Genomic DNA, 26325 nt, shown 5'->3' with positions numbered 1-26325 from the left:
GGACCGGGATGTTGATCGCGGTGTCGGCGCCGAAGGTGGCGTCGGGCCGGCGGTAGATGAAGGTGTTGATCGCGTAGACGCCCTCGGGCAGCGGCGCGCCGGTGGCCAGGCCGACCTGCTCGCCGGGAATGGTCGTCGTCTGCGCCTGCGCGGTCGAGACGGCCAGGAGGCCCGTGACGGCGGCGAGGCCTGCGACGATCGCGGTGCGTAACGACATGATGGATCTCAAGGTTGGAAGCTCGTGGGCGGCGGCGCGAATCATCGCGGCGGCGGTTGCCCGTTCTGTCTAACCGAGAATGATCGTCTTGCACGCCACGATGAACTCTGTTGAGCACGGTTAATCGCACCCGTTGCATTCACAGCACACGCGAACCCGTTCTTAATGGTTCGTTAACCTGGGGCCGTCGCGCGATGTGCAGGTTGTTGCAGTGCGTGATCTCGCGCGTCGCAACCCACGACGCCGTCTTCGGCCGTGACGCCCCCGATGCCGACCATCTCTACGGTGCGTCTGCGCCAGCCTCGCCGGCGCGCAGCCGATCGGCGACCAGGGCCTGCAGGGTCCACAGGTGCCGGTCGCGGATGCCGAGCGCCTCGCAGGCCTCGACCGTGCGGAACAGGTATTCGGCGCTCGGCCCGAGGTGCCCGCAGGCGGTCGCGATCCGGTCGGCGATCTCGGGCTCGGTGAGGCGGCCGGAATAGCGGTCGCTGTCGCGGTTCACCAGGAAGGTCAGCGCCGAGACGGTGCCGGCCTCCGTCGCCACCGGCAGCCAGCGCGCGACGTAGCCGCGCCCGCGCATCTCGCGGCGCCACACCGGCATCAGCGTCTCGCGCAGGTCGGTGCCGGGCAGCCGGAACGCGACGCCGCGGCAGGCGCCGCCACGGTCGAGCGCCAGAACGAAGCCGGGCCGCTCGGGGGTGCCGCGGAACCGACGCTGCAGCAGGCAGAACCGGCGGTGGAAGCCGCGCACCGTGCCGATCCGGCTCTCGGCGAAATCGAATTCCGGGCGCCACATCAGCGAGCCGTAGGCGAACACCCAGAGGTCGCCGCCGCCGGCGCGCTGCGCGATGATCGCGTCGAGGGCGGGCTTCAGCTCCTCGTCGGTCATCACCTGCAGGGCCGCGGCGTCGTCCGGCACCGGCACCGCGTGGGCCCGGGCGATGAGGTCGAGGGAGAGGGCGAGCGGCGCGTTTCGCATCGGTCCGGGGGAGCAAGGACGGGGCCGGGACAACCCGGCTCGGCCCCCGATGGTGCCGGACTAGGTCCCGGACTTGGTGTTCGACAGCGTGTCCAGCTCCGCGAACGGCTCGGTGCGGTGGCCCTGGCAGACCTCGTCGTCGTCGATCGCCGTCAGCGTGTCGGCCGCCTTGTCCTGGCGGACCACGACCTTCGGGCGCTCGCCCTTGCCGAAGCTGCGACCCTTCATGTGGCTCGACACGCAGTACAGCGTGCGCCCCCCATCCTCGAACGGCCCCGCGATGCGGCTCGACTCGAACCGCACCGGCAGCAGCGAGACCGATCCGAACGCCACCTGCCGAAGGGCGAGCGCGGCGATGCGCTCGCGGACGGGTTTCGCCGACGCGGTCGCGGGGGCGGGCGCCTCGCCGCGCGCCATGCAGCCGGAGAGCGCGAGGGCGACGGCGAGCGTGGCGGCGGCCGCCCGGAGCGGTCGGTCATCGAACGCCGCCGGTCGCTTCCCTCCCCCCTCTGCGGGGGAGGGTGAGCCTCGCGTCAGCGAGGGTCGGGAGAGGGGAGCGCCGTATCCGGAAACGTCGCTCCCCTCTCCCGACTTAGCTCGCGGCCCACCCTCCCCCGCAAAGGGGGGAGGGGGCGCGGCGTGGCGGCCTTGACGGAGCGTGCATAGGCGCAAGCGCCGGAAGGCGGTTTCGGTATTCGATATCCGCAGAAGCACCCCGACCTCCCCACGCCAAGCCTCATTCGATGCTACCGCGGCTTTCAGTCCTAGCAAACGCGAACTCTCACGCCGCGCACGGAAATCCCCTAAGGTGGGGCCATGCAATGGACGGATGACGCGCTGGTGCTCGGCGTGCGCAGGCAGGGCGAGACCGGCGTGGTGCTCGAGGCGATGACCCGCGCGCACGGGCGCCATCTCGGGCTGGTCCACGGCGGGCGCTCGCGCCGGATGCAGCCGGTGCTGCAGCCCGGGAACCTCGTGCGCGCCACCTGGCGTTCGCGGCTCGACGAGGGCCTCGGGGCGTTCGCGGTCGAGCCGCTGGATTCGGCGCTGTCGCGTCTGATCGGATCCGGCCTCGCGCTCTACGGCGTCGGCCACCTCGCGGCGCTGCTGCGGCTGCTGCCCGAGCGCGATCTGCATCCCGATCTGTTCGAGGCGGCCCGCGTGCTGATCGCGCACCTGCACGACCGCACGGTGGCGCCGGTGCTGATGGTCCGGTTCGAGCTGGCGATCCTGACCGAACTCGGCTTCGGGCTCGATCTCGGCGCCTGCGCCGCCACCGGCGGCAACGACGCCCTGATCTACGTCTCGCCGAAGAGCGGGCGCGCGGTCAGCGCCTCGGCGGGCGAGCCCTATCGCGACCGCCTGCTGGCGCTGCCGGCCTTCCTGCGCGACGGCGGGCGCCTGGAGGGGCCGGACGACGTGCGGAATGGCTTTACCTTGACCGGCTACTTCCTCACGCAGCACATCTGGGGTCCGCGGGCACTGCCGACCCCTGAGGACCGCACACGATTCGTCGCGGCCGGCCTGGATGCCGAGCGCTGATGTTCGTGTTATGTTCCACGTGAAACGTATGAGAACGGAGCCGTGATGGGCCAGCCCTTCGAGCCGCCGACCGGGGACGGCATCGAGAGCGTGGAGCTGAAGTCCGCGCTGGAGGAGCGCTACCTCGCCTACGCGCTCTCCACGATCATGCACCGGGCGCTGCCCGATGCCCGCGACGGGCTGAAGCCGGTGCACCGCCGCATCCTCTACGGCATGAGGCTGCTGCGGCTCGACCCGAACACGGCGCACAAGAAGTGCGCCAAGATCGTCGGCGACGTGATGGGCGACTTCCACCCGCACGGCGACCAGGCGATCTACGACGCGCTGGTGCGGCTGAGCCAGGACTTCGCGCAGCGCTACCCGCTGGTCGACGGGCAGGGCAACTTCGGCAACATCGACGGCGACGGCCCCGCCGCCTACCGCTACACCGAGGCGCGGCTGACCGAAGTCGCACGGCTGATCCTCGACGGGTTCGACGAGGACACGGTCGACTTCCGCCCGTCCTACAACGGCGAGAAGGACGAGCCGTCGGTCCTGCCGGCGGCCTTCCCGAACCTCTTGGCCAACGGCAGCCAGGGCATCGCGGTCGGCATGGCGACGTCGATCCCGCCGCACAACGCGGCGGAGCTGTGCGACGCGGCGCTCTACCTGATCGCCAACCCGGCCGCGACCTCGGCCCAGCTCGTCAGCTTCGTGCAGGGGCCGGACTTCCCCACCGGCGGCATCCTGATCGATTCGGCCGAATCGATCGCCGAGGCCTACCGCACCGGGCGGGGCGCCTTCCGCGTGCGCGCCCGCTGGACCAAGGAGGATCTGGGCCGCGGCACCTGGAACATCGTCGTCACCGAGATCCCCTACGGCATCCCGAAGGCGCGGCTGATCGAGAAGCTCGCCGAGCTGCTGCAGGAGAAGAAGCTGCCGCTGCTCGCCGACGTGCGCGACGAGTCGGCCGAGGACGTGCGCGTGGTGCTGGAACCACGCTCGCGCAGCGTCGACCCGGTGATCCTGATGGAATCGCTGTTCCGGCTGACGGAACTCGAAGCCCGCATCCCGCTCAACATGAACGTGCTGGTCGGCGGCCTCGTGCCCCGGGTGATCGGGCTCGCCGAGGCGTTGCGCGAATGGCTCGACCACCGCCGCGTCGTGCTGCAGCGGCGCTCGCGCAACCGCCTCGGGCAGATCGAGCGCCGGCTCGAGATCCTGAACGGCCTGCTCATCGTCTACCTCGACCTCGACGCGGTGATCCGCATCATCCGCGAGGAGGACGAGCCGAAGGCGGCGCTGATGGCGCATTTCGGGCTCACCGAAGTGCAGGCCAACGCGATCCTCGACACGCGGCTGCGGAGCTTGCGCAAGCTCGAGGAGATGGAGCTGAAGCGCGAGCTCGACACGCTGACGAAGGAGAAGGACGGGCTGGAGGCGCTGCTCGGCTCGGACGCCGCGCAGTGGAAGTCGATCACCCAGCAGGTCCGCCAGGTGAAGAAGACCTTCGGGCCCGACACCAAGCTCGGCGCGCGCCGCACGACTCTGCAGAACCCGCCCGACACCGCCGGCATCGACTTCACCGCGGCGATGGTCGAGCGCGAGCCGATCACCGTCATCGTCTCCGACAAGGGCTGGATCCGGGCGCTGAAGGGCCACGTCGCCGACCTGTCCGGCGTCGCGTTCAAGGGCGACGACCGGATCAAGATCGCCTTCCCGAGCGAGACCACCGCCAAGATCCTGGTGCTGGCCTCGAACGGCAAGGTCTTCACCCTCGACGCCTCGAAGCTGCCGGGCGGACGCGGCTTCGGCGACCCCATCCGCCTGATGGTCGACCTCGACGACGGCACCGAGATCGTCGCGGCCTTGCCCTACCGCCCGGAGACCCGCCTGCTGATCGCGGGCTCGGACGGGCGCGGCTTCCTCGCGCCGGCGGACGCGCTGGTCGCCAACACCCGCAAGGGCAAGGGCATCCTGAGCCTCGACGGCGACGCCAAGGCAGTGGTGCTGGTGCCGGCCGAGGGCGACCACGTCGCGGTGACGAGCTCCGACAAGCTGCTGCTGGTCTTCCCGATCACAGAGCTGACCGAGCTCGTCCGCGGCAAGGGCGTGCGCCTGCAGCGCTGCCGCCAATCGAGCCTGGTCGACGCCTGCGTCTTCCCCCTCGCCGAGGGCCTGCCCTGGCGCGACGGTTCACCCGAGGGCCGCCTCGCCCAGCACAGCGTGCTGGAGAAGTGGACGGGCCACCGCACGGATGCCGGGACGCTGATGACGCGGAGTTTCCCGAAGTTCGAGCGGTTCGGGAAGTAGGGCGAAACATCGGATGCCGCTCGGCGGCGGCTTTCCCTGACCGGCCACGTCCATCCCCTCGCCCCGCTGGCGGGGAGAGGGCTTCGGCGACCTCGTCGTCGCCGAAGCGAGGCGGCAGCCGAAGGTGAGGGGGGGCCGAAGCAGCCTCGTCCTGAGCCGCCCCCTCACCGTCGCTCCGGCTACGCCTCTCGCCTCCCGGCTGCACGACGGGGTGCAGCCGGGCCTCTCCCCGCGCGCGGGGAGAGGGGAACCCGCGGCTCAAGCCTTCACCGGTTCGACCCCTTCTCGAGCGAGCAATGCGCGCTTGCGGTCGATGCCCCAGCGGTAGCCGGAAAGGGCGCCGTCGGCGCGGACCACCCGGTGGCAGGGGATCGCGACCGCGAGCGCGTTGGCGCCGCAGGCGCGGGCGACCGCCCGCACCGCCGCCGGCGTGCCGATGCGCGCCGCGATCTCGGCATAGCTCGCGGTGGTCCCCGCCGGGATGGTTCGCAACGCCTCCCAGACCCGCTGCTGGAAGGCGGTGCCGCCGATGTCCAGGGGCAGGGAGACCGGGCGGGACGGTGTTTCGACCAGGCCGACCACCTGCGCGACCAGCGCCGCGAAGCCCTCATCGCCGCCCGCGAGCGCCGCGTTCGGGAAGCGGTCTTCCAGGTCGCGCAGCAACGCGTCCGGTTCGTCGCCGAGCAGGATCGCGCAGACGCCGCGGGTCGTCGCCGCGACGAGGACCGCGCCGAGGCTGCACGCCGCGACCGCGAAGCGGATCGTCTCGCCGGCTCCACCCTTGCGGTAGGCGGCCGGCGTCATGCCGAGGCGTGCCCCGGCGTAGAACCGGCTCGCGGCGCCGTAGCCCGCCTCGTACAGGGCTTCCGTGACGCTGGCCGCGCCTGGCAAGGCTTTGGCGACACGCTCGGCGCGACGGGCCGAACCGTAGGCCCGCGGCGTGACGCCGATGGCCGCCTTGAACACGCGGTGGAAGTGGAACGGACTCATCCCGGCGGCGTGGGCGAGGTCGTCGAGGGTGGGCGCGGTCTCGGACTCGTCGATCAGACGGCAGGCGCGGGCGACGGCCTCCGCGCGGCGGGTCTCGCGCGACGCCTCGTCAGGCCGGCAGCGCCGGCACGGGCGGAAACCCGCCGCCTCGGCTGCCTCGCAGGTGGCGTGGAAGGCGACGTTTCGGGGAAGCGCCGCGCGCGACGGGCAGCTCGGGCGGCAATACACGCCAGTGCTGCGCACGGAGTAGACGAAGCGGCCGTCGAACGCGCCGTCGCGGGCGGCCACCGCGGCATGGCGAGCGGCATCCGACAGGTCTGCGGGGGACACGGTTCCCAACGTCGGCATCGCGACCTCTCGGGTGGTGGGTGCCGGATCGGCCCCCTGTGCGTCCCTCGGAATGGCGCGTCTCGGTGTTCCCGGCATCCCGTCCCTTGCTCTCGAATCCCGCGGCGGCATCCGCCACCCAGAGATGCATCGCCGCGTAGGCGCGATAGGGTCGCCACGCCTCCGCCCGCCGAAGAAGCTCGGCAGGATCCGGGCGCCCGGCGCCGACATCGAGCGCCCGCATCAGGCCGACGTCGCCGCCGGGTAGGGCGTCCGCCGCGCGTAGGACGCGCATGGCGATGAACCGCGCCGCCCACGGCCCGATGCCGTGGATCGCGGTGAGGCGGCGGACCGCTATGGCGAGGTCCTGTCCCGGCGCGAACAGGTCCGGCTCGGCGAGGCTGGATTCGGCGAGCGCCCGGATCGCGGCGCGCCGCGCGCGTGGCATGTCGAGCATCTTCGCGACATCCGCCGCGGCGACGGCCTCCGGGGTGGGGAACAGATGGCTCAGCCCCAGGCCGGCGGCCGACCCGAACGGCATCCCGCCTTCGTCGGCGTTCCGGCCGGCGAAGTCGTGGCGCGTCGGCGTCATCCGCGACGCGGATCAGCCGGCCGCCCGCCGCAGCGGCTCGGCGTCGCGACCGGGCAGCCAGCGCGCGATGGTGTCGTAGAGGACCGCGCGGTCGAACGGCTTGCCGACGTGGTCGTCCATGCCGGCCTCGCGGAACTGGCGCACCTCGGCGGGCAGGACGTTGGCGGTCATCGCGATCACCGGCACGTTCGCGCAAGCGCCCTTCAGGCGGCGGATCATCCGCGTCGCGGTGATGCCGTCCATGCCCGGCATCTGGACGTCCATCAGCACGAGGTCGAAGGCGCCGTCCTCCACCGCCATCACGGCGGTGGCGCCGTCGGCGACCACCTCGACGGTGTGGCCGGCGGCCTCGAGCACAAGGCGCGCAAGCTCCTGGTTGATCTCGACGTCCTCGACGAGGAGGATGCGCCCGGTCGCCTGGGGCGCGGCGACGGGCTGCGCGGCGATGGCGGCGGCGACGTCGGCGGCGCGGGGAAGCGTCACCGTGAACCAGAAGGTCGAGCCCTCGCCGTCGTCGGAGGCCACGCCGATCGTGCCGCCCATCAGCTCGACGAGGCGGCGGCTGATCGCGAGGCCGAGCCCGGTCCCGCCGAAGTCGCGGCCGACCGAGTTGTCCACCTGCGAGAAGCGTTCGAACAGCCGGTGCTGCTTGGCCAGCGGGATGCCGATGCCGGTGTCGGTCACGCTGAAGCGGACGGTCTCGCCTGCATCCGTGGTGCCGGCATGGCGCACCGCCAGGGTGACGCTGCCGCGCCGCGTGAACTTCACCGCGTTGTTGAGGAGGTTGAGCAGGATCTGGCGCAGGCGCGCCTCGTCGCCCAAAAGGCTCCGCGGCAGGTCGGGATCGATCCGGGCGATCACGGACAGGCCCTTGGCGGCGGCCAGCCCCCGCACGATCGAGAGCCCGTTGTCGGCGAGCGCCGCCGGAGCGAAGGCGCGGTGTTCCAGGTCGATCGCCCCCGCCTCGACCTTCGAGAAGTCGAGGATGTCGTTGACGACGGTCAGCAGGGCCGAACCCGAGGAGCGCGCCAGCTCGGCGTGGCGCCGCAGGTCCGGCGCCAGCCGCTCGGCGCGGGCCAGCAGGTCGGTGAAGCCGATCACCGCGTTCAGCGGCGTGCGGATCTCGTGGGACATCGCGGCGAGGAAGTCGGTCTTGGCCAGGCTCGCGCGCTCGGCCTCCAGGCGCGCCGCCTCGGCTGCGGTCTTGGCCGCCTGCAACGCCAGCTCGGCGTTCTTCCGCTCGGTGGCGTCGAGGTTGAGGCCGATCACCCGCACGGCGCGGCCCGATGGATCGTAGTAGGCGCGACCGAAGCATTGCAGCCAGCGCACGACGCCGTCCTCGCCCGCGACCCGGACCTCGGTGACGAAGGTGCGGCGCGACGTGATCGCCTGCGAGGCGACCGAGAAGGCGTTCTCCCGGTCCTCCTCCACCACCAGGGCCTTCCATGCCTCGATCGACAGGTGCAGGGGTTGCGTCGTCGACACACCGTGCAGCCGCGCGCTCTCGGGCGAGAGCATGACGGTGCCGGCCACGAGGTCGAGATCCCACGAGCCGGCCTCGGCCGCGTCCTGGGCCAGCCGCAGCAGGTCGCTGGTCTCCTCCAGGGAACGCCGCGCCGCGATGATCTCGTCGATGTCCAATGCCGTGCCGAGCCAGCCGACGACCGCACCCGCCTCGCGGATCGGCATCATCACGATCTTGTGCCAGCGGTAGGCGCCGTCGTGCCGGCGCAGACGGCCCTCGACCTCGTGGCCGCGCTCCTCTCGAATGGCGGCGGCGCAGGCCGCGTCCATGCGCGCGGCGTCGTCCGGGTGGTTGGCGGCGCGCCTCTCCGCCAAGCCGGTGCCGATCGAACCGTAATACGCCTCGAAGCGCTGGTTGACGTAGGCCGCCCGGCCGTCCTCGGCCCGCATGATCCAGACGAGCTGCGGCAGCGTGTCGGCGAGCGCCCGGTAGCGCGCCTCGCTCGCTCGCAGGGCGTCCTCGGCCTGGTGGCGCGCATCGATGTCGCGCACCGAGGCGACGAAGCCGGCCGGCTGCCCGGCGGCGTCGCGCACGAGGCGCCACGAGCCCTCGACCCAGAGGTAGGCGCCGTCGCTCCGGCGCAGGCGATAGCTCGCGACCGCGGTCTCGGCCTCGCCCCGCGAGAGGCGGCCGACCATGGCGGTGAGGGTCGCCACGTCGTCCGGGTGGGCGTCGTCCTCGGGACGGGTGCCGACCATGTCCTGCGGCGACCGGCCGAGCAGGGCGTGCGAGGCCGGCGACGCGTAGATCTGCCGGCCGTCGCGATCGACCTGGACGATCATGTCGCTGGCGTTGTCGGCGAGCAGCCGGTAGCGCGCCTCGCTGCGGGCGATCGCCTCCTCGGCGCGGCGCAGGTGGGTGATGTCGCGCACGCTGACGAAGACGCGGGCGACGCTGGTGCCGCCGGCCTCGCGCAGGGGCACGAGGATCACCTCGAAGCGATGGGTTCCGTCGCCGTGGACCCGTTCCTCCGCGCGCCGCAACGGTTCGCCGGAGCGGATGACGCCCTCGATGTCGGCCCGCACGATCGCCGCGGTCCCGGGCGGCATCACGTCCTCGGGGACCTTGCCGCGGACCTCCTCGGGCAAGCGCCCGATCAACGCCGCGGCGCTCGGGTTCAGGGTTTCGAGGGCGAAGCTGCCGTCGGCCGCGACGGCGTGGACGAACAGGTGGTCGGTGGCGTTCTCGAACACGCCGCGGAACAGGGTCTCGGCTTGGCCGAGCGCACGGTGGGTCTCGACCAGCAGCCTTTCGCGCCGGCGCCGGCGTTCGAGTTCGCTGAGCAGAAAGAGGCATCCGAGCAGGATGACCGCGCTCGCGGCCACGCCGACCGCCAGCGCGTTGCGCCGCTCGGTGACGAGCGGCGCGAGCACCACGTCCACCGACTTGCCGACCGTGACGACGAGCGGCAGGTTCTCTGTGGTGCGATAGCCGAAGATCCGCGGGCGCCCGTCGAGGCCGCTCGCGATCTCGTAGACTCCCGCGGGTGCGTCCGCGAGCCTCGCGAACAGGCCCCTGCCGTCCGGGCGCAGCGTCAGGTCGCGCTCGTACATGCCGGCCATCGCCGGCTCGCGGATGCGGACGTAGCCGTCGCGCCCGAACAACCCGACGACGGAATCCGCGCCGACATCGAGCGCCTTGAAGCGGCGGGCGAGGTAGTCCGGGTCGACGGCCACCATCAGGACGCCGCCGAAGCTGCCGTCGGGGCGGGTCAGGCGGCGGGCGAGGTTGAACGTGAACGTGTCCATCAGCCGGCCGCGGATCGTGCGCCCGACATAGAGGCCGGCATCGGGGTTGTCCGCCAGCGCCCGGAAGTAGGGCCGGTCCGCCACGTTGGTCTTGCTGAGGGCGGAGGGCACCGCGTCGCGGGTGGCCACGAGGTCGCCGTTCTCGTCGAAGATCGCGATCTGGCGCGCGCTCTCGGCGAGCATCGTCGCGCGCTTCGACCAGGTGGCGAAGTCGAAGGCCTTGGGGTCGTCGGCGTAGTCGGCCTCGATCAGGCGCATCACCTGGTCGACGCCCTCGATCAGGCGCGACACCTGCTCGGCGAGCGCGATCGACAGGTTCAGCACATCGCGCCGCGCCTGGACCACCTCGCCCGCGCGGCGCTGGTCGAGGTGGAACAGCAGGCCGAGCCAGACGAGGGCGAGGAACACGAGGCCGCCGGCGGCCACCAGCGCCTGCGGCAGGCGCCCGGCGAGGCGGCTCGGCGACGGATCGGCCGCCCGGCGTCCCGTCATCTCAGACGTTCCCAACATCATTTCGCCCGTTCCGAGGCCTGGTCCGCGGAACCGTGGCATACCGATCGTGACGAAACTGAATACGCGGCGCGCGGTCTCAGTGCGTCTGCGCGGCGTCTTCCAGCGCGCGCACGGTCTCGTCGCGGAGCGCGCGGATCTCGGCGAGCGCCGGCGCGAGGTCGCCGCCGCCCTTGGCCTGCGCCTCGAGGGTGCGGCAGGCGTCGGAGAGCCGCTCGCACCCGAGCATGCCGGACATCGAGATCAGGGTGTGCGCTTCGCGCGCGACCGAACCGGGCTCGCGGCTGTCCTTCGGGAAGGCGGTGCGCAAGCTGTCGGTGAAACGGACGAGCAGCCGCTGAAGCTTCTCGGCGCCGATCACGCCGCCGAGGTCGTCGAGGACCGGGCGGCTGAGCAGGGGCAGTGTCACGGGCGCGCTCCGGGCGTCTCGGCGTTCAGGCGTCGTCTTCGCGGGCGACGCGCGCTTTACGTCGGCGCAGAGGGTGAAGTTTCCCTCACCGATCCATCGCAGGCGTCGCGGGCGCAATCCGTCAGAGCAACGTACCGCGCAGGATCAGCAGCGCCACCGAGAAATAGATCACCAGGCCGGTCACATCGACCAACGTGGCCACGAAGGGCGCCGAGGCGGTCGCCGGATCGAACCCGAGCCGCTGCAGCAGGAACGGCAGCATCGAACCCGAGAGGGAGCCGAAGGTGACGATGCCGACCAGCGCCCCGCCGACGGTGGCCGCCACCAGCGGCCAGTGCTCGCCGTAATCGTACAGGCCGGTCTTCTGCCAGATCGCGATGCGGACGACGGCGATCACGCCGAGGATGGCGCCGAGCACGAGGCCGGTGGGCAACTCCCGCAAGGCCACCCGCCACCAGTCGCGCAAGGAGATCTGATGCAGGGCCAGCGCCCGGATCAGCAGCGAGGTCGCCTGGCTGCCGGAATTGCCGCCCGAGCTCATGATGAGCGGGATGAACAGCGTCAGGACGATCGCCTTCTCCAGCTCGCCCTCGAAGCCCTGCATGGCGGAGGCCGTCAGCATCTCCGACAGGAACAGGGCGCAGAGCCAGCCGGCGCGCTTCCGGATCATCGTCATGAAGCCGATGTCCATGTAGGGCTCGGGCAGAGCCTCCATGCCGCCGAAGCGTTGCACGTCCTGGGTCTGCTTCTCGACCATGGCGTCGATCATGTCGTCGACGGTGACGATGCCGATCAGATGGCCGACGGCGTCGACCACCGGCAGGGCGAGGAGGTCGTATTTCGAGATCAGCCGGGCCGCCTCCTCGCGGCTCGCCGTCGGCGACACCGCGAGCGGCCGCCGGCCGGCGGCGACCGAGAGCACGTTGTCGTCGGGGTTGCCCGAGATCAGCCGGCGCAGAGGCACGGCCTTGGTCAGCGCCCGGGTGCGCGGGTCGAGCACGAAGATCGCGTAGATGGTCTCGCGAGTCTTCTCGACGCTGCGGACGTGGTCGAGGGTCTGCGCCACCGTCCAGGTGCCGGGCACGGTGACGAACTCGGTGGTCATCAGCGATCCGACCGTCTCCTCGCCGTAGGCGCTGAGCCGGTCCACGGCGCCGCGGGTCTCGGCGTCGAGGCGCGCCCGCAGGTCCGAGCGCCCGGGCTCCTCGATCTCGCGGAACACGTCGGTGACCCGGTCTGCCGACATGCCCGACAGGAAGGTCGCCACCCGGTCGCGCGGGAGCATCTCGATGATGTCGGCGGCGTCGTCGAGCTCGGGCTGATCGAGCACCTCGATCGCCCGGTCGTGCGGCAGGCCGAGCAGGATCGCGGCTGCGACCTCGGGGGCCTCGGCGTTCAGCGCCTCGACGATGTCGGGCGCGCGCTCGTCCGAGAGGCGGGCGGCCAGGACGGAGGGGTCGACGCGCGGATCGATCGGCGCGACCGCGTCCGGGACCGGCGGACGGGAAACCTGTTGAACCATGGGCCTCGCCTCGCGGGCTCGGCGGCGCGCCCTACGGCACCGGCCGCGACCGGCGGCGCGGCGGAGCCCGGCGCGGGCCCCTCAGGACCTCAGGCGGGATCGCGACGTGCGGCCGGGCACGGCTCGGACGATCGGTCTGGCGTGTCGCTGGGCATCGGGATCTTCGTGGGAAGGGCGCATGCGGTCACCGAAGCCCGGCTCACCGCGCGCCAGCCTGTGCGCCCGGCGCCGCGACCCGTCAAGCGAAAGGATGGCGGCGTCGGATCGGGGGGCGACGGGGTTCGGCCGCCCGGGCTGGCGATCGTGGGCGATCGGCACCATATGTCTGATCAGGCACGCAATTTTGGCTCGAACAGGGTGAAGGCGCACCGGATCGGCAGGTCGGGCTTCGATCTTATGAGAAATATAAGTGTAGCGCCCGCTTGTATTGCGCCCAAGGTATCGCCTATCTTCCGGTCATCGAAGTTCACGAGGAGAAACGCCATGGCCTGGTCCGCCCCCATCGTTCAGGAAGTCTGCGTCGGCATGGAAGTGACGAGCTACGAGTCCGCCGAGATTGACACCTTCAACTGAGCCGATGACCGGCTCGCTCGCGAGCCGGCACGACGCCGTTTCCCACCTCTTTCCGTTCAGGAGAATTCACATGGCTTGGTCCGCCCCCGTCGTTTCCGAGATCTGCGTCGGCATGGAAGTCACCAGCTACGAGTCGGCCGAGATCGACACCTTCAACTGAGCACCGGTCGGCTGCGAACGCGGCCGGTCGACGGAACGCCGCTCCCTCGGGGGCGGCGTTTTTCGTTTGCGTCGCGCAAAAACGAAAAAGCCGGCCGTCCCTCGCGGGCGGCCGGCTTCGTCGTCCTCGGTGTCGGCAAGTTTCAGAGGCGGTAGCGGATCTGGTCGGTCCAGAACCGCTCCAGGCGACCGAGCGCGACGTTGAGCCGGCCGAAGTCGTCGTCCGAGATGCCGCCGATCGGCTGGATGGTGCGGGCGTGCTTGTCGTAGAGGCCCTGGATGATGTCGTGGACCATGCGGCCCTTGTCGGTGAGGCTGATGCGCACCGAGCGGCGGTCGGTCTTCGACCGGGCGTGGTGGAGGTAGCCGGCCTCGACGAGCTTCTTGACGTTGTAGGAGACGTTCGAGCCGAGATAGTAGCCCTTGGTGCGCAGCTCGCTCGCGGTGAGCTCCTTGTCGCCGATGTTGTAGAGCAGCAGCGCCTGGACGCTGTTGACGTCCTCGCGGCCGCGACGCTCGAACTCGTCCTTGATCACGTCGAGCAGGCGGCGATGCAGGCGCTCGACGAGGTGGAGCGCCTCGAGATACGAGCCGGTCACGACCCCGGTCTCGGGGGCGGCGGTGGTCTCCGAGATCTTGACGGCCTGGGACTTCATCGTGTGCCTCATCCGGTGGTTCTGCCGGAACATCTGCTGTCCGGCGCCGCTCATGGGGTGAACCTAGGCGGCGGAGATGAAAGGCGCTCTAAGAGACACGATGAATTCGCGATTTACTTCTGTCGGTAAATGCAAAGTGAAGCGATCCGAATAACCTCTCGTTTACCGCGCTTCCTGCGCCGCAAGCCAAGAGAATACGAAATAGATCACCACGATACTGGACTCAGCCAAGACCAGCGCCAGCGGCGTCTGCAGAAGCTGCGGCGTGAGGACGGCGAGCGTCAGCATCGAGGTCACCGCCAGCAGCCAGACGACGCCGCCCCAGGCGCTGGTGAGCCACAGGCCGATCGCGGCGTTGGCGTCGATCACCGCGAAGTAGATCAGCGCCGCCTGCCGGCCGAACGGCTCCAGCGCGAACGGGCGATGCCCCGGCACCACGTCGAGGATCGTGGCGAAGGAGAACACGCTCTTGGCGAGCCAGGCCAGCGCGGTCAGGCGCATGAACCAGACCAGCACCGTGTCCCAGGTGCTCTTGGGCGCGGCCGCGCGCCGCTCGATGCGGTCGCCCGGCGCGTCGCCGACCGCGCTGCCGCGGGTGATCCGTCCGACCTTGCGCATCAGGAGAACCGCGGCTCCGGCCGCTCAGTCGGGCCGAAGGCGGCGCGCACCGCGTCGCGGTCGACCGCCTCCAGGGTCGCCGGCCGCCAATCCGGTCGTCCGTCCTTGTCGATCAGCACGGCGCGCACGCCCTCGAAGAAGTCGTGGCCGTGCATCAGGCGGGTGACGAGGCGGTATTCGGTGAGCACGGCCGCGGGAAAGTCGAGCGCGGGCCCGCGGGTCATCTGCTCGCGGGCGATGCACAGGCTCGTCGGGCAGCGGGTGCGGATCAGCGCCGCGGTCTCGGCGGCGAAGGTCGAGCCGGCCGACGCCGCGACGTCGAGGCGGCCGAGGATGTCGGCCACGTCGTCGGCGGCGAACGCGTCGTCGATCAAGCTGCGCTCGGCCACGAGCGGACCGGTCGGGGGAAGCGGGGCGCCGGTCCCGATCGCGTCGGCGACCGGTCCGCCGTCGGACAGCCGGTCGAGGATCGCCTCGAAGCCCTGCGCCGGGGCGTAGGCGGTAGCGAGGCCGATCGCGAGGGCGTCGCCGGGACCGACCCGGCCGCCGGTGAGGGCGAGATAGGTACCGATCCGTCCCGGAAGCCGGGGCAGGGCGTAGGTCGTGCCCACGTCCGGAAACAGGCCGATGCCGACCTCCGGCATGGCGAAGACGTAGCTCTCGCAAGCCACGCGGTGCGCCCCGTGCAGCGAGATGCCGACGCCGCCCCCCATCACCACGCCCTCGATCAGCGCGACGACCGGCTTCTCGTAGCGCTGCATCCGCGCGACCAGGCGGTACTCGGCTTGCCAGAACGCGAACACGTCGTCGAACCGCCCGGCCTTGCCGCAGGCGTAGATGTGGCGGATGTCGCCGCCGGCACAGAACGCCCGGCCGCCCGCGCCACGGATCGCCACGCGGGTGACGCCGGCATCCGCCGCCCAGGCGTCGAGCTGCGCGTGCAACGCGTCGATCATCCCGAGGGAGAGCGCGTTCAGGGCCTTCGGCCGGTCGAGGGTGACGAGGCCGAGCGCGCCCCGCCGCTCGAACCGGATCTCGTCGTTGGCCGCTTCGGCTCCGCTCACGATGTGCCCGCTCCGTTCCCGTCCACGCGATCGTTGCGCGGTTAGAGGCCGACCGGGCGCTCGCGTCAACGCGCCGGGCTTCGCCGGCTCGGGCACTTGTGCTAGGCCGCGCCACCCGCGAACCGATCACAGCGAACGCGATCCCATGTCCCGCGAACATCCGTCCGACGACACGCCCCGGCCGCGCCCCCTCGCCGTGGAGACCGCGCACGAGGATTCCCGCGCCGCCGGCCTGAAGATCACCCAGCGCCCGCGGCGCAACCGCAAGGCCGACTGGTCGCGGCGCCTCGTGCGCGAGCATACGCTGACGGTCGACGACCTGATCTGGCCGATGTTCGTGATCGAGGGGACCGGCCGGCGCGAGCCGATCGCCTCCATGCCCGGCGTCGAGCGCCTGAGCGTCGACGAGATCGTGCGCGACGCCGAGCGCGCGGCGCGCCTCGGCATCCCGGCGGTCTCGTTCTTCCCCTACACGGAGGTGAGCTTGCGCGATCCGACCGGCTCCGAGGCGCTGAACCCGCACAACCTCGTGTGCCGGGCGGTGCGCGCGGTGAAGAAGGCGGTGCCGCAGGTCGGCATCATGACCGACGTGGCGCTCGATCCCTACACCAGTCACGGCCATGACGGCCTGCTCTCGGACGGGGCGATCCTCAACGACGAGACGGTGGCGCTCCTGGTGGAGCAGAGCCTGATCCAGGCCGAGGCCGGCACCGACATCATCGCGCCCTCCGACATGATGGACGGGCGCGTCGGCGCGATCCGCGCCGGGCTCGACAAGGCCGGCTACCTCGACGTGCAGATCATGGCCTACGCCGCCAAGTACGCCAGCGCCTTCTACGGCCCGTTCCGCGACGCCATCGGCACGCAGGCGGCGCTGGTGGGCGACAAGCGCACCTACCAGATGGACCCCGGCAACGGCCTCGAGGCCCTGCGCGAGGTCGCGCTCGACCTGGAGGAGGGCGCCGATTCGGTGATGGTGAAGCCGGGCCTGCCCTATCTCGACATCATCCGCCGGGTGAAGGACGAGTTCGGCGTGCCGACCTTCGCCTACCAGGTGTCGGGCGAGTACGCGATGATCGAGGCGGCCAGCCGCAACGGCTGGCTCGACGGCGACCGCGCCATGGTCGAGAGCCTGCTCGCCTTCAAGCGCGCCGGCGCCGACGGCGTGCTGACCTACTACGCCCCCCGCGTCGCCGAGCGTCTGCGCGCCGGGGCGTGAGGCGCCGGCTCCTTGCCGCCGGCGTGCTCCTCGGCTTCCTGGGAGGCCTGGTCGCCTGCGAGAGCGCGGTGCAGCGGCAGCGCCTCGACACCTGCCGCCGCGCGGTGCCGGCGCTGGTGCCGGACGAGACGGCCGTGCGCATCCTGCGGGCCGGCACCGGCTCGGCCCCAGACAGCGTCCGCGTCGACTACGTGCTGGGCAACCAGCCCCACTTCGCCCTGTGCCGCTTCAACGCCGGCGCAGTGCTCGAGGGCGTCGCCACCGATCGCAAGACGCTGTCCGAGTCCTCCCTCTACCTGCTCAAGCGCTACTACCTCGACAGCCCGGACGCTCAGGACCCGAAGCCGAAGGCGCCATGACGGCGCGCGAGCGCCCCGGCCTTGAGGGGGGCTCGGGCACTTCCCATTTGACGGACCAGCGACGTCACGCGAGACCACCGCCATGCTGAACCCCCGTCCCGAATACGCCCGCCCGTTCGATGCGCCCGTCTACCTCCCGCCGGTGGCGATGCCGGCCGTCCGCGCCAGCCTCGGCGGGCGCACGGTCGCCTACATGCTCGACATCCTGTTCATCCTCGGCTTCACCGCCCTGCTGTCGGTCGCGATCGCCTTCGTCGGCGTGATCACCTTCGGCCTGGGCTGGGCCCTGTTCGCGATCCTGCCGGCCAGCGGCGTGATCTACAGCGCGATCACCGTCGGCGGGTCGCGCCAGAGCACGCTCGGCATGCGGATGATGGGCCTGCGCGTCGTCGCGCCCGAGAGCGGGCGGCCGGTGGACATCCTCACCGCCGCCGTGCACGCGCTGCTGTTCTACGTGGCGGTCTCGACCTTCCTGCTGTGGTTCCTCGACCTCGCCTTCGGGCTCGTCCGCGGTGACCGGCGCCTCGGCCACGACGTGCTCCTCGGCCTCGCGGTCGTCCGCGCCGGCTAATACCAAGTCTCATGGGTAGGAACCCATGAGGCCCGTCGCATTGCCGCCGCCCCGCAGTCGCGGGGGCCGGACCTCGATGAGTCGGGCTCATCGCGGTCTGGTATAAGCCGCGAACCTCCGCCGCGGCGTAGCCTTCCCCGGCGGCGGCCCCGGCGAAAATGTCGCCGCGGGATTGCCGGCAACCCATTGAGCGCGGCCGCGGCCGCGTTACACTGCGGATCGCGGCCCGGCGCAGGAACCCGTGGCGAGAGGGCAGCGCGAAGCGTGACGAGCCACCCGCGCGACACACCGCAATTCTACCTGACGGCGCCGTCGACCTGCCCTTACCTGCCGGGCCAGGAGGAGCGGAAGGTGTTCACGCACCTCGTCGGACGACGCGCCCGCGACCTCAACGAGATCCTGACGCAGGGCGGCTTCCGCCGCTCGCAGACCATCGCCTACCGCCCCGCCTGCGAGACCTGCCGAGCCTGCGTCTCGGTGCGCGTGGTCGTCGCCGACTTCGCGCCCGGCGGCAGCCAGCGCCGCATCCTCTCCCGCAACGCCGACCTCGTCGGCACGCCGGAGCCGAACCGCCCGGCCTCGGAGCAGTACGCCCTGTTCCGCCGCTACCTCGACGCCCGCCACGGCGACGGCGGCATGGTCGACATGACCGTGCTCGACTACGCGATGATGATCGAGGACAGCCACGTCGATACCCACCTCGTGGCCTATCGCCGCCGCGGGCCGGACACGGCGATCCACGGCCGCGGCGTCGGCGGGCTGGTGGCGTTGTGCCTCACCGACGTGCTCTCCGACGGCCTGTCGATGGTCTACTCGTTCTACGACCCCGCGGAGGCGCACCGGAGCCTCGGCACCTACATGATCCTCGACCACATCCGCCGCGCCCGCGAGATGGGTCTGCCGTACCTCTACCTCGGCTACTGGGTCGAGGGCTCGCGCAAGATGGACTACAAGGCACGGTTCCTGCCGCAGGAACGGCTGATGCCGCAGGGCTGGGTGCGGGCGGAGTAGGCGGCCGTTTCGGGCGTCGAGGGCTGCTCGGGCGGTGCGCCTTCGCGCAGTCCGAAAATCCGGGCGGCGTCGGCCGCCGCCCGGGATGTCGTGACGACGCCTTCAGGCGGCGCGGACGGTCCGCAGGAACCGATCGACCTCGCTCCCGAGGTGCTCGGATTGGCGCGACAGCTCGGAGGCCGCCGACAGCACCTCGTTCGCGGCAGCGCCGGTTTCCTCGGAGGCCTGCGCCACGCCGGCGATGTTGCTGGTCACCTCGGTGGTCCCGGTCGAGGCCTGGGCGACGTTGCGGACGATCTCCTGGGTCGCCGCGCCCTGCTGCTCGACGGAGGCGGTGATCGAGGCGGCGACCTCGTTGATCTCGCGGATGCGCGCCGCGATCGAGCCGATGGCGGTGACGGCCTGGCCCGTCACCCCTTGGATCTGGCCGATCTGGGTGCCGATCTCCTCCGTGGCCCGGGCCGTCTGGCCGGCCAGCTCCTTGACCTCGCTCGCGACGACCGCGAACCCGCGGCCGGCCTCGCCGGCCCGCGCCGCCTCGATCGTGGCGTTGAGCGCCAGGAGGTTGGTCTGGCTGGCGATGTTGGAGATCAGGCCGACCATGTCTCCGATCCGGGCGGAGGCCTGGCTCAGGGCCTCCACCAGATGCAGCGTCTGGTCGGCCTCGCCCACCGCCGTCCGGGCAAGGTCGGACGAGCCGGCGACCTGCCGGCTGATCTCCTGGACCGAGGAGCCGAGCTCCTCTGCGGCCGCGGCCACCGTGTGGACGTTGGCGGCGGCCTCCTCCGCGGCGGCGGCCACGGTGACGGACTGGTTCGCGGTCTCGGTCGCGGTCGCCGTCATGGTCTGGGCGGTGGCCTGCAGCTCGGTCGCGGAAGACGAGACCATGCCGATGATGCCGCCGACCGCCTGCTCGAAGCCGTCGGCGAGGGCGACCATCGTCCGCTTGCGCTCGGCGCCGGCGGCTTCGTCGGCGATGCGCTTGATTTCGGCCTGCTCGGTGGCCTTCTGCGCCACCATCGCCTTGATGCCCTCCACCGCACGGCCGACGGCGCCGATCTCGTCGCCGCGGTCGGCCGCCCGGATCGTGGCGTCGACGTCGCCCTTGGCCATGCCCTGGAGAACGTTCACCAAGGACCCCAGAGGCCGGGTGATGCCGAATACGACGATGGTGCAGGCGAGCGCGAGGGTGCCGAGCAAGCCCGCCGCCGTCGCGGTGATCAGCGTGGCGCTGGCGCTTGCGGCGGAGGCCTCGGCGTTGTCGCGAGCCTTGCGGAGCTCGGTCGTCAGCAGCTCGACCCGCGGCTGGACCATGTCGCGGACCTTCATGCGGAGTACCACCCCCTCCCGCAGGAGTATCGCGCTGGCCGCGTCGCCCGCATTCTTGAGGCCGAGGACGTTGGATTGGTCCGTCACCGCGAAGAACTCGGTCAAAGTGTCGGCCAGCTTCTGGTTCGCCGCCTTGCGCTCGGGCGTGTCGGACATCGCGATGAGCTTCGCGGCGAGGTCGAGGCTGGTCTTCACGGCGTCGTCGTAGCGCGTCTTGTAGGCGGACCTCTCCTCCTGACGGGTCTCGATGATGATGTTCCGAGCCTGGACGGAGGCCTCGTTCACGGCGATCCGGATGCTCAGGATGCTTTCGAGGCGTGCCGCCTGGACGTCGACCAGGCTTCGCGTCTGCCGCGCCGAGTCGAGGAGGATCGTCCGGGCGTAGAGGCCGATGCCGAGCGTGACCAGGGCGATCAGGAAGAAGGGGATTGCGACTTTGAAGATGATCTTCATGTCGGCCAGATGGCGCATGATTGTATTCCGATGGGCGCGCGGGGTGCGATGACAGGATGCCCGATTTTGGGTTTACAATCTGTCACTGTACAACCAGTGCGAAGCCCTGCCTCCGCACTTGCACGCCGCTCGGGATCCTGCGCCCGCGCCGGGTCGGGTCAGGACGGGAGACGCCCCGCCGGCCCCGCCCCGAAGCGCGCGCCGTCCATCAGAACCGTGCGACCACCTGTGCGCGGATGGTGCGCGGCGCGCCGGGCGAGATGTTGTTGTTGTTGTCGGCGGTGGCGATGTAGCGCCGGTCGAACAGGTTCTCGATGTTCACCTGCGCCCGCACGAACTCGTTCACCTGGTAGAACAGCCCCAGGTCGATGCGGGTGTAGCCCGGAAGGCGGACGGTGTTGTCCGACGCGGCGAAGGTGTGGGTGTAGTTGAGCACGCCGACGCCGACCGAGAACTGCTTCGTCACTTCGAACTTGTTCCATAGGGTGAAGGCGTTGATCGGCACCAGGCCGACGGTGTTGCCCTTGACGATCGTCGCCGAGGTGGCGCTGTCGATGCGGGCGTCGGTCAGCGCGTAGCCGCCCGCGACCTGCCACCAGTCGGTGACGTAGCCGTTGGCGCCGATCTCCAGGCCCTGGGTGTTGGTCTTGCCCGAGAGGATGAAGAAGCCCGGGTTGTTCGGGTCGGCCAGGCGCTGGTTGAGGCGGTCGAGGTTGTAGATCGCGCCGGTGAGCTGGAACGTCGGCGAGACATCGTACTTCACGCCGACCTCTGTGTTCTCGAACTTCTCCGGCTGGGCGATGACGAGCCCCGGCGTGAAGTTGCCGATCTGGTCGCCGGAGGAGGGCAGGTACGAGACGCTGTAGCTGCCGTAGATCGCGAGGTTCGCGAGCGGCTTCAGCACGATGCCGGCGCGCGGCGAGACGAGGTCGTCGACACGGTTGAAGCTCTGCTTGAGGATGCGGTTGTCGTTCTGGAAATCGAAGTGGTCGTAGCGAAGGCCGCCGACGACCTGGAGCCAGTCGGTCACGTCGATCTGGTCCTGCGCGTAGACCGCCGCGAGCCCGAGGTTGTAGCGCGCGTTCGCGTCGGTCGTGCCGTTGTTGCGGAAGGTGATCGGCGTGCGGGTGATCGGCGCCAGCGGGTTCACGGTGATGCTGGTGGCGATGTTGTTGAAGAACGCCGACTGGCGGAACACCACGCCTTCCTGGTAGCCGAGCTCGAAGCCGCCGAGCAGGGTGTGGCGCATGTCGCCGGTCTGGAAGCGGTAGGTGAAGTCGTTCTGGTTGAAGTAGTTTCGGCGGTCGGTCTCGTTGCGATAGCCGGTGATCGACACCGAGGTGCCGGCGTTGTTCACGGCGCCGCCGGGCAGCGTGTTGATGTAGTACCGCTCGTAGTCGGCGAAGCGCAGCTGGCTGTGCAGCTCGACCCCCGAATCGAACCGGTGGTCGAGGATCGCGGTGGCGATGTTGGCGTCGACCTTGGTGAAGTTCACGTCCGGGTTGCCGAAGAACGTCCGCAGGTTGTCGCGGTAGCGGTAGGGCCGGCCGAATTGCGAGGGGATGCCGCGATCGGGGAACCGGTCGTCATGGAAGTACTCATACGAAAGCTTCAACGTCGTCTGCGGATCGATGACGATGGTCGCCGTCGGGTTCAGCCCGTAGCGATGCAGGTCGCCGAACTGGCGGAAGGTGCCCGAATCCTCGGCGACGGCGTTCAGGCGGAAGAACACGCTGTCGCTGATCCGGTCGCCCACGTCGAACGCGACGCGCTTGTCGCCGAACTGGCCGCCGCCGGCCACGATCTCGCGGACGCGGTAACCGTCCGCCTCCTTCAGGACGCGGTTCACGATGCCGCCGCCGCCGCCACGGCCGAAGATCAGCGAATCGGGGCCCTTCAGCACCTCGATCCGCTGAATGTTGTACAGGTCGCGGAAGTACTGCACGTCATCGCGGACGCCGTTGACGTAGAAATCCGCGCTGGTGTTCTGCCCGCGGATAATAAGCTGGTCGCGGTTGCTCTCGCCCTGGGCCGGGATCACGCCCGGCACGAAGCGCAGCTGATCGGTGAGGTTCTGGTAGTTCTGGTCCAGCACCTGCTCGCGCGTGACGATGGTGATCGATTGCGGCGTGTCGATCAGGGCGGTGTCGGTCTTCGTCGCGCTCCGGGTGCGCTTGGTGAGGTAGCCGACGGTGTTGCCGTTCAGGCCCTCGACGCTGAGCTGGTCCAGGGTCACGTTGGCCTCGCCGGCGGGCGCCGGTTGTGCTGGGACGACTTGTGCAACCGCCGGCGCGATGAGGAACGACGAGCCGAGAAGCGCGGCCAGGAGGCGCGGCGAAGGTGCGATCTGCATGATGACGGGTCCCGACGTCGTAGTTCTTGGTTCGCGAGCCCACGAATGCTTCGGGGGCGCTATTGCGGCTCTACGCGCAATCGCGAACAGGACAAGGGATACGACGCAAGACTAAGCCATGATGTTTTGCACTCGTTCTAAGAACGACTACAACGTCTGCGCTAAACCGCCCTCGGCATTGCGCAAAGTCCTTGCGGTTTTCATCTTGGATTCGTTCCAGATTGTTTCCGATCGTTACAGTCTGTGTCCAAGTTGCAACGCTGACGTTGGCCATCCTCCGTTCCGGCGGGCGGCCACCGCGCGTTGAGCCGCCCGGCGGCCCATGCTAGGCGCGCGGCTCGGACCAGCCCGTAGACGAGACGCCGATGATCCCCCGCTACAGCCGCCCCGCGATGACGGCGATCTGGTCGCCGGAAGAACGCTTCCGCATCTGGTTCGAGATCGAGGCGCACGCCACGACCGCGCTGGCGGAGATCGGCGTCGTGCCGAAGGCGGCCGCCGACAAGGTCTGGGAGAAGGGCCGCGACGCGGTGTTCGACGTCGCCCGCATCGACGAGATCGAGGCGGTGACGAAGCACGACGTCATCGCCTTCCTGACGCACCTGTCCGAGATCGTCGGGCCGGAGGCGCGCTTCGTCCACCAGGGCATGACCTCGTCGGACGTGCTCGACACCTGCCTCAACGTGCAGCTCGTGCGTGCCGCCGACATCCTCATCGCCGACGTGGACGCGCTGCTCGCCGCCCTCAAGCGCCGCGCGCTTGAGCACAAGCTCACCCCGACGATCGGCCGCTCGCACGGCATCCACGCCGAGCCGGTGACCTTCGGCCTCAAGCTCGCCCAAGCCTTCGCCGAGTTCGCGCGCAACCGTGCGCGGCTGGTCCTGGCGCGCGAGGAGATCGCCACCTGCGCGATCTCGGGCGCCGTCGGCACCTTCGCCAACATCGACCCGCGGGTGGAGGCCTACGTCTCCGAGAAGATGGGGCTGACGCCCGAGCCGGTCTCGACCCAGGTCATCCCGCGCGACCGCCATGCGATGTTCTTCGCGACGCTCGGCGTCGTCGCCTCGTCGCTCGAGCGCCTGGCGATCGAGGTCCGGCACCTGCAGCGCACCGAAGTGCTCGAGGCGGAGGAGTTCTTCTCGGAAGGGCAAAAGGGCTCGTCGGCGATGCCGCACAAGCGCAACCCCGTGCTCACCGAGAACATCACCGGCCTTGCCCGCATGGTGCGTTCCTACGCGATGCCGGCGATGGAGAACGTGGCGCTCTGGCATGAGCGCGACATCTCACATTCCTCCGTCGAGCGGATGATCGGACCGGACGCCACCGTCACCCTCGACTTCGCGCTGGCGCGCATGACCGGCGTGATCGACAAGCTGCTGATCTACCCGGCTCAGATGCAGAAGAACCTCGACCGCCTCGGCGGCTTGGTTCACTCGCAGCGGGTGCTGCTCGCTTTGACCCAGGAGGGGGTCAGCCGCGAGGATGCGTATCGGCTGGTTCAGCGCAACGCGATGCCGGTCTGGCGTGGGCAGGGCGACTTCCTCGCCCTGCTCAAGGCCGACAGCGAGGTCGCCGCCGCGTTGTCGCCCGAGCAGATCGAGGAATGCTTCGATCTCGGCTACCACTTCAAACACGTGGACACGATCTTCTCACGAGTGTTCGGCGACAGCTGAGCGACCCGCACGAATCCTGCTTGAGGCAGGTTCATCATACGTCCCGAACACGAGGCATCCGCCGTGGCGTCACCCCGCATCGTCTACCTCAACGGGGAGTTCCTCCCCTTCGACCAGGCCCGCGTGCCGGTGATGGACCGCGGCTTCCTGTTCGCGGACGGGATCTACGAGGTCTCGGCGATCATCGAAGGGCGCCTCGTCGACAACGCGGCGCATCTCGCCCGCCTCGACCGGTCGCTCAGCGAGATCGGCATCCGCAACCCGCACGACGCGGCGGAATGGGAGCGGCTGCAGACGGAGCTTGTCGCGAAGAACGGCGTCGTCGAGGGTTTGGTCTACATGCAGGTGACGCGCGGCGTGTACGAGCGCGACTTCGCCTTCCCGCCCGCCGACACGCCGCCGACCGTGATGATGTTCACGCAGGCCAAGACCGTGATCGCCAACACACTGGCCGAGACCGGCGCCAAGGTCGTCACGGTCGAGGATCTTCGCTGGAAGCGCCGCGACATCAAGTCGGTGGCTTTGCTGGCGCAGGTGCTGGCCAAGCAGGCGGCGGCCGAGGCCGGCGTGGCCGAGGCCTGGATGGTCGAGGACGGCGCAGTCACCGAAGGATCGTCCTCCACCGCGTTCATCGCCACCAAGGACGGGCGCCTGGTCACCCGCCCACTCTCCACCGCGCTCCTGCCCGGCATCACCCGCGCGGCGGTGATGCGGCTTGCCGCCGAGACCGGCCTGACGGTGGAGGAACGTCTGTTCTCCGTCGACGAGGCGCACGCGGCTTCGGAAGCCTTCTACACCAGCGCCTCCGCCTTCGTGATGCCGGTGGTCGCCATCGACGGCCGCCCGATCGGGGAGGGCGTCCCAGGCCCCGTGGCCCGGCGCCTACGCGAACTCTACATCGCCATGGCGCGGGGGGGGATTGAGGCCGGCGGTTCGGTCGTCCCCCAGCCCTCCACGCCTTCCACGGTCATCGCACGCCCGAGCTTTCCTGAAAGGGCGCAGGTCCCTTCTCCCATGGGGAGAAGTACAGGATCAGGGGCGTGACCCTTCCGGATGACGCACGCCCCTTACCCCAACCCTCTCCCCCTGGGAGAGGGAGCCGCGTGTTGGTTCGGGTCGGCGACGGCGTCCGAAGGACGGACATGCCGCAACGCTCTTCGACATGCAGAGCGGTGTCGCACTTCCGGCAACAGGAACGGTTTCCCGGCCTCGGTGTTTGCTTCTTGATCGTGAACGAGAGGGAGGTCTTCGTTGTCCAAAGTCCTGACGGGGCTCGCCGCCTCGGTCTTCGCGCTGGTCGCCACGGCCGCGCTCGCCCAGAATCCCGACGCGCCGCTGAAGGGTCGCGACACCGATCCAGTGCTGCCCCCCCAGAACCAGACGCCGCCCGAGCGCGTGCGCCCGAACGCCGACGCGCCGCCGAACGATTCCACCCTGAGCGACAAGCTGCGGCAGAGCGACGGCGTCATCAAGCCGCCGGGCAACGCGGCGCCGGGCATGGTGGTCGAGCCGCCGAACCCGAACGCTGGTTCGATGCCGGTGATCAAGCCGGGCGAACTGCCCGGTCAGAAGCCCGGCACCGAGGCCAAATAGCGCTCGGCCCTGCAGCCATCCCCCGCCGCTTCCGCGCCGGT

At 70.3% G+C, this 26325-nt stretch carries 22 protein-coding genes and 2 pseudogenes; 11 read left to right on the top strand and 13 right to left on the bottom strand.

The annotated features are described in order from the left end of the window. The 3 genes and pseudogenes from FV234_RS15180 to FV234_RS15170 all read right to left on the bottom strand — a co-directional run. Positions 1 to 217 (bottom strand): annotated as a pseudogene (locus FV234_RS15180) (transporter); the annotation flags it as partial. A gap of 280 nt (positions 218 to 497) precedes the next feature. Beyond that, on the bottom strand, positions 498 to 1196 hold the full coding sequence (locus tag FV234_RS15175; protein WP_147764042.1) for a gamma-glutamylcyclotransferase: 699 nt from the start codon (positions 1194 to 1196) through the stop codon (positions 498 to 500). A gap of 60 nt (positions 1197 to 1256) precedes the next feature. Further along, complete coding sequence (locus FV234_RS15170) at positions 1257 to 1613, bottom strand: hypothetical protein (RefSeq protein ID WP_147764062.1); 357 nt, start codon at positions 1611 to 1613, stop codon at positions 1257 to 1259. A gap of 399 nt (positions 1614 to 2012) precedes the next feature. Here FV234_RS15170 and recO point away from each other — a divergent pair, with 399 nt between their 5' ends. Continuing rightward, positions 2013 to 2738 carry a DNA repair protein RecO gene (gene recO, locus FV234_RS15160; protein ID WP_147830182.1) on the top strand — a complete coding sequence of 242 codons (726 nt, stop codon included), beginning with the start codon at positions 2013 to 2015 and terminating at the stop codon, positions 2736 to 2738. Between the two features lie 45 nt (positions 2739 to 2783). Then, complete coding sequence (gene parC / locus FV234_RS15155) at positions 2784 to 5030, top strand: DNA topoisomerase IV subunit A (RefSeq protein WP_147764044.1); 2247 nt, start codon at positions 2784 to 2786, stop codon at positions 5028 to 5030. 258 nt (positions 5031 to 5288) lie between these two features. Here parC and ada read toward each other — a convergent pair whose 3' ends face one another. The 5 genes and pseudogenes from ada to mgtE form a co-directional block, all read right to left on the bottom strand. Continuing rightward, positions 5289 to 6368, bottom strand: coding sequence for a bifunctional DNA-binding transcriptional regulator/O6-methylguanine-DNA methyltransferase Ada (gene ada, locus FV234_RS15150; protein ID WP_147764045.1), 1080 nt, complete (start codon positions 6366 to 6368; stop codon positions 5289 to 5291). 103 nt (positions 6369 to 6471) lie between these two features. After that, positions 6472 to 6861 (bottom strand): annotated as a pseudogene (locus FV234_RS26705) (DNA-3-methyladenine glycosylase 2 family protein); the annotation flags it as partial. A gap of 90 nt (positions 6862 to 6951) precedes the next feature. After that, the gene (locus tag FV234_RS15145; protein ID WP_187273695.1) at positions 6952 to 10704 is read right to left on the bottom strand and encodes a PAS domain S-box protein; all 3753 of its coding nucleotides are present in this window, start codon (positions 10702 to 10704) and stop codon (positions 6952 to 6954) included. A gap of 97 nt (positions 10705 to 10801) precedes the next feature. Then, positions 10802 to 11131, bottom strand: a complete 330-nt coding sequence (locus FV234_RS15140; protein WP_147764047.1) for an Hpt domain-containing protein — start codon at positions 11129 to 11131, stop codon at positions 10802 to 10804. 121 nt (positions 11132 to 11252) lie between these two features. Continuing rightward, entirely contained in the window at positions 11253 to 12653 is a 1401-nt protein-coding gene (gene mgtE / locus FV234_RS15135) for a magnesium transporter (RefSeq protein WP_147751684.1), read from the bottom strand. 483 nt (positions 12654 to 13136) lie between these two features. On the opposite strand from mgtE, the gene pqqA (FV234_RS27060) reads away from it, so the two are divergent. Next, positions 13137 to 13226 carry a pyrroloquinoline quinone precursor peptide PqqA gene (gene pqqA, locus FV234_RS27060; protein WP_147727216.1) on the top strand — a complete coding sequence of 30 codons (90 nt, stop codon included), beginning with the start codon at positions 13137 to 13139 and terminating at the stop codon, positions 13224 to 13226. 70 nt (positions 13227 to 13296) lie between these two features. Beyond that, a complete protein-coding gene (gene pqqA, locus FV234_RS15125; RefSeq protein ID WP_007559225.1) occupies positions 13297 to 13386 on the top strand; it encodes a pyrroloquinoline quinone precursor peptide PqqA in 90 nt (29 codons plus the stop codon). A 142-nt stretch (positions 13387 to 13528) separates the two neighbouring features. Here pqqA (FV234_RS15125) and FV234_RS15120 read toward each other — a convergent pair whose 3' ends face one another. From FV234_RS15120 to FV234_RS15110, 3 genes are all read right to left on the bottom strand, one after another. Continuing rightward, a complete protein-coding gene (locus FV234_RS15120; protein WP_147751701.1) occupies positions 13529 to 14041 on the bottom strand; it encodes a winged helix DNA-binding protein in 513 nt (170 codons plus the stop codon). Between the two features lie 162 nt (positions 14042 to 14203). Beyond that, complete coding sequence (locus FV234_RS15115) at positions 14204 to 14659, bottom strand: DUF6163 family protein (protein ID WP_147751685.1); 456 nt, start codon at positions 14657 to 14659, stop codon at positions 14204 to 14206. Further along, entirely contained in the window at positions 14659 to 15723 is a 1065-nt protein-coding gene (locus FV234_RS15110) for an enoyl-CoA hydratase/isomerase family protein (RefSeq protein ID WP_147830177.1), read from the bottom strand. The genes FV234_RS15115 and FV234_RS15110 overlap by 1 nt, the downstream gene beginning before the upstream one ends. A gap of 145 nt (positions 15724 to 15868) precedes the next feature. On the opposite strand from FV234_RS15110, the gene hemB reads away from it, so the two are divergent. The 4 genes from hemB to FV234_RS15090 all read left to right on the top strand — a co-directional run bounded on the left by hemB (position 15869) and on the right by FV234_RS15090 (position 18883). Beyond that, positions 15869 to 16942: a porphobilinogen synthase gene (hemB, locus tag FV234_RS15105; RefSeq protein ID WP_147830175.1), complete on the top strand. Its 1074-nt coding sequence runs from the start codon at positions 15869 to 15871 to the stop codon at positions 16940 to 16942. Further along, positions 16939 to 17301 (top strand): hypothetical protein, encoded by a 363-nt coding sequence (locus FV234_RS15100; RefSeq protein WP_147830173.1) that lies wholly within the window; start codon positions 16939 to 16941, stop codon positions 17299 to 17301. The genes hemB and FV234_RS15100 overlap by 4 nt, the downstream gene beginning before the upstream one ends. An 82-nt stretch (positions 17302 to 17383) precedes the next feature. Further along, the gene (locus tag FV234_RS15095) at positions 17384 to 17872 is read left to right on the top strand and encodes an RDD family protein (protein ID WP_147830171.1); all 489 of its coding nucleotides are present in this window, start codon (positions 17384 to 17386) and stop codon (positions 17870 to 17872) included. 264 nt (positions 17873 to 18136) lie between these two features. After that, complete coding sequence (locus FV234_RS15090; protein ID WP_147830169.1) at positions 18137 to 18883, top strand: arginyltransferase; 747 nt, start codon at positions 18137 to 18139, stop codon at positions 18881 to 18883. A gap of 102 nt (positions 18884 to 18985) precedes the next feature. Here FV234_RS15090 and FV234_RS15085 read toward each other — a convergent pair whose 3' ends face one another. Both FV234_RS15085 and FV234_RS15080 read right to left on the bottom strand, forming a co-directional pair. Beyond that, positions 18986 to 20683 carry a methyl-accepting chemotaxis protein gene (locus tag FV234_RS15085; RefSeq protein WP_147830167.1) on the bottom strand — a complete coding sequence of 566 codons (1698 nt, stop codon included), beginning with the start codon at positions 20681 to 20683 and terminating at the stop codon, positions 18986 to 18988. A 190-nt stretch (positions 20684 to 20873) separates the two neighbouring features. Beyond that, on the bottom strand, positions 20874 to 23018 hold the full coding sequence (locus tag FV234_RS15080) for a TonB-dependent siderophore receptor (protein WP_147830165.1): 2145 nt from the start codon (positions 23016 to 23018) through the stop codon (positions 20874 to 20876). A 365-nt stretch (positions 23019 to 23383) separates the two neighbouring features. On the opposite strand from FV234_RS15080, the gene purB reads away from it, so the two are divergent. The 3 genes from purB (at position 23384) to FV234_RS15065 (ending at position 26284) form a co-directional block, all read left to right on the top strand. Further along, positions 23384 to 24691 (top strand): adenylosuccinate lyase, encoded by a 1308-nt coding sequence (gene purB, locus FV234_RS15075; RefSeq protein ID WP_147830163.1) that lies wholly within the window; start codon positions 23384 to 23386, stop codon positions 24689 to 24691. 63 nt (positions 24692 to 24754) lie between these two features. Beyond that, positions 24755 to 25735 (top strand): D-amino-acid transaminase, encoded by a 981-nt coding sequence (locus tag FV234_RS15070; protein WP_147830160.1) that lies wholly within the window; start codon positions 24755 to 24757, stop codon positions 25733 to 25735. Positions 25736 to 25942: 207 nt separating this feature from the next. Next, positions 25943 to 26284 (top strand): hypothetical protein, encoded by a 342-nt coding sequence (locus tag FV234_RS15065; protein ID WP_147764057.1) that lies wholly within the window; start codon positions 25943 to 25945, stop codon positions 26282 to 26284. Positions 26285 to 26325 lie beyond the last annotated feature (41 nt).

This window comes from Methylobacterium sp. WL8 (genome assembly GCF_008040045.1).
Taxonomy (GTDB): Bacteria; Pseudomonadota; Alphaproteobacteria; order Rhizobiales; family Beijerinckiaceae; genus Methylobacterium; species Methylobacterium cerastii.
The sequence above is the reverse complement of the archived record's forward strand: the minus strand, read 5'-3'. Positions and strand labels throughout refer to the sequence as shown.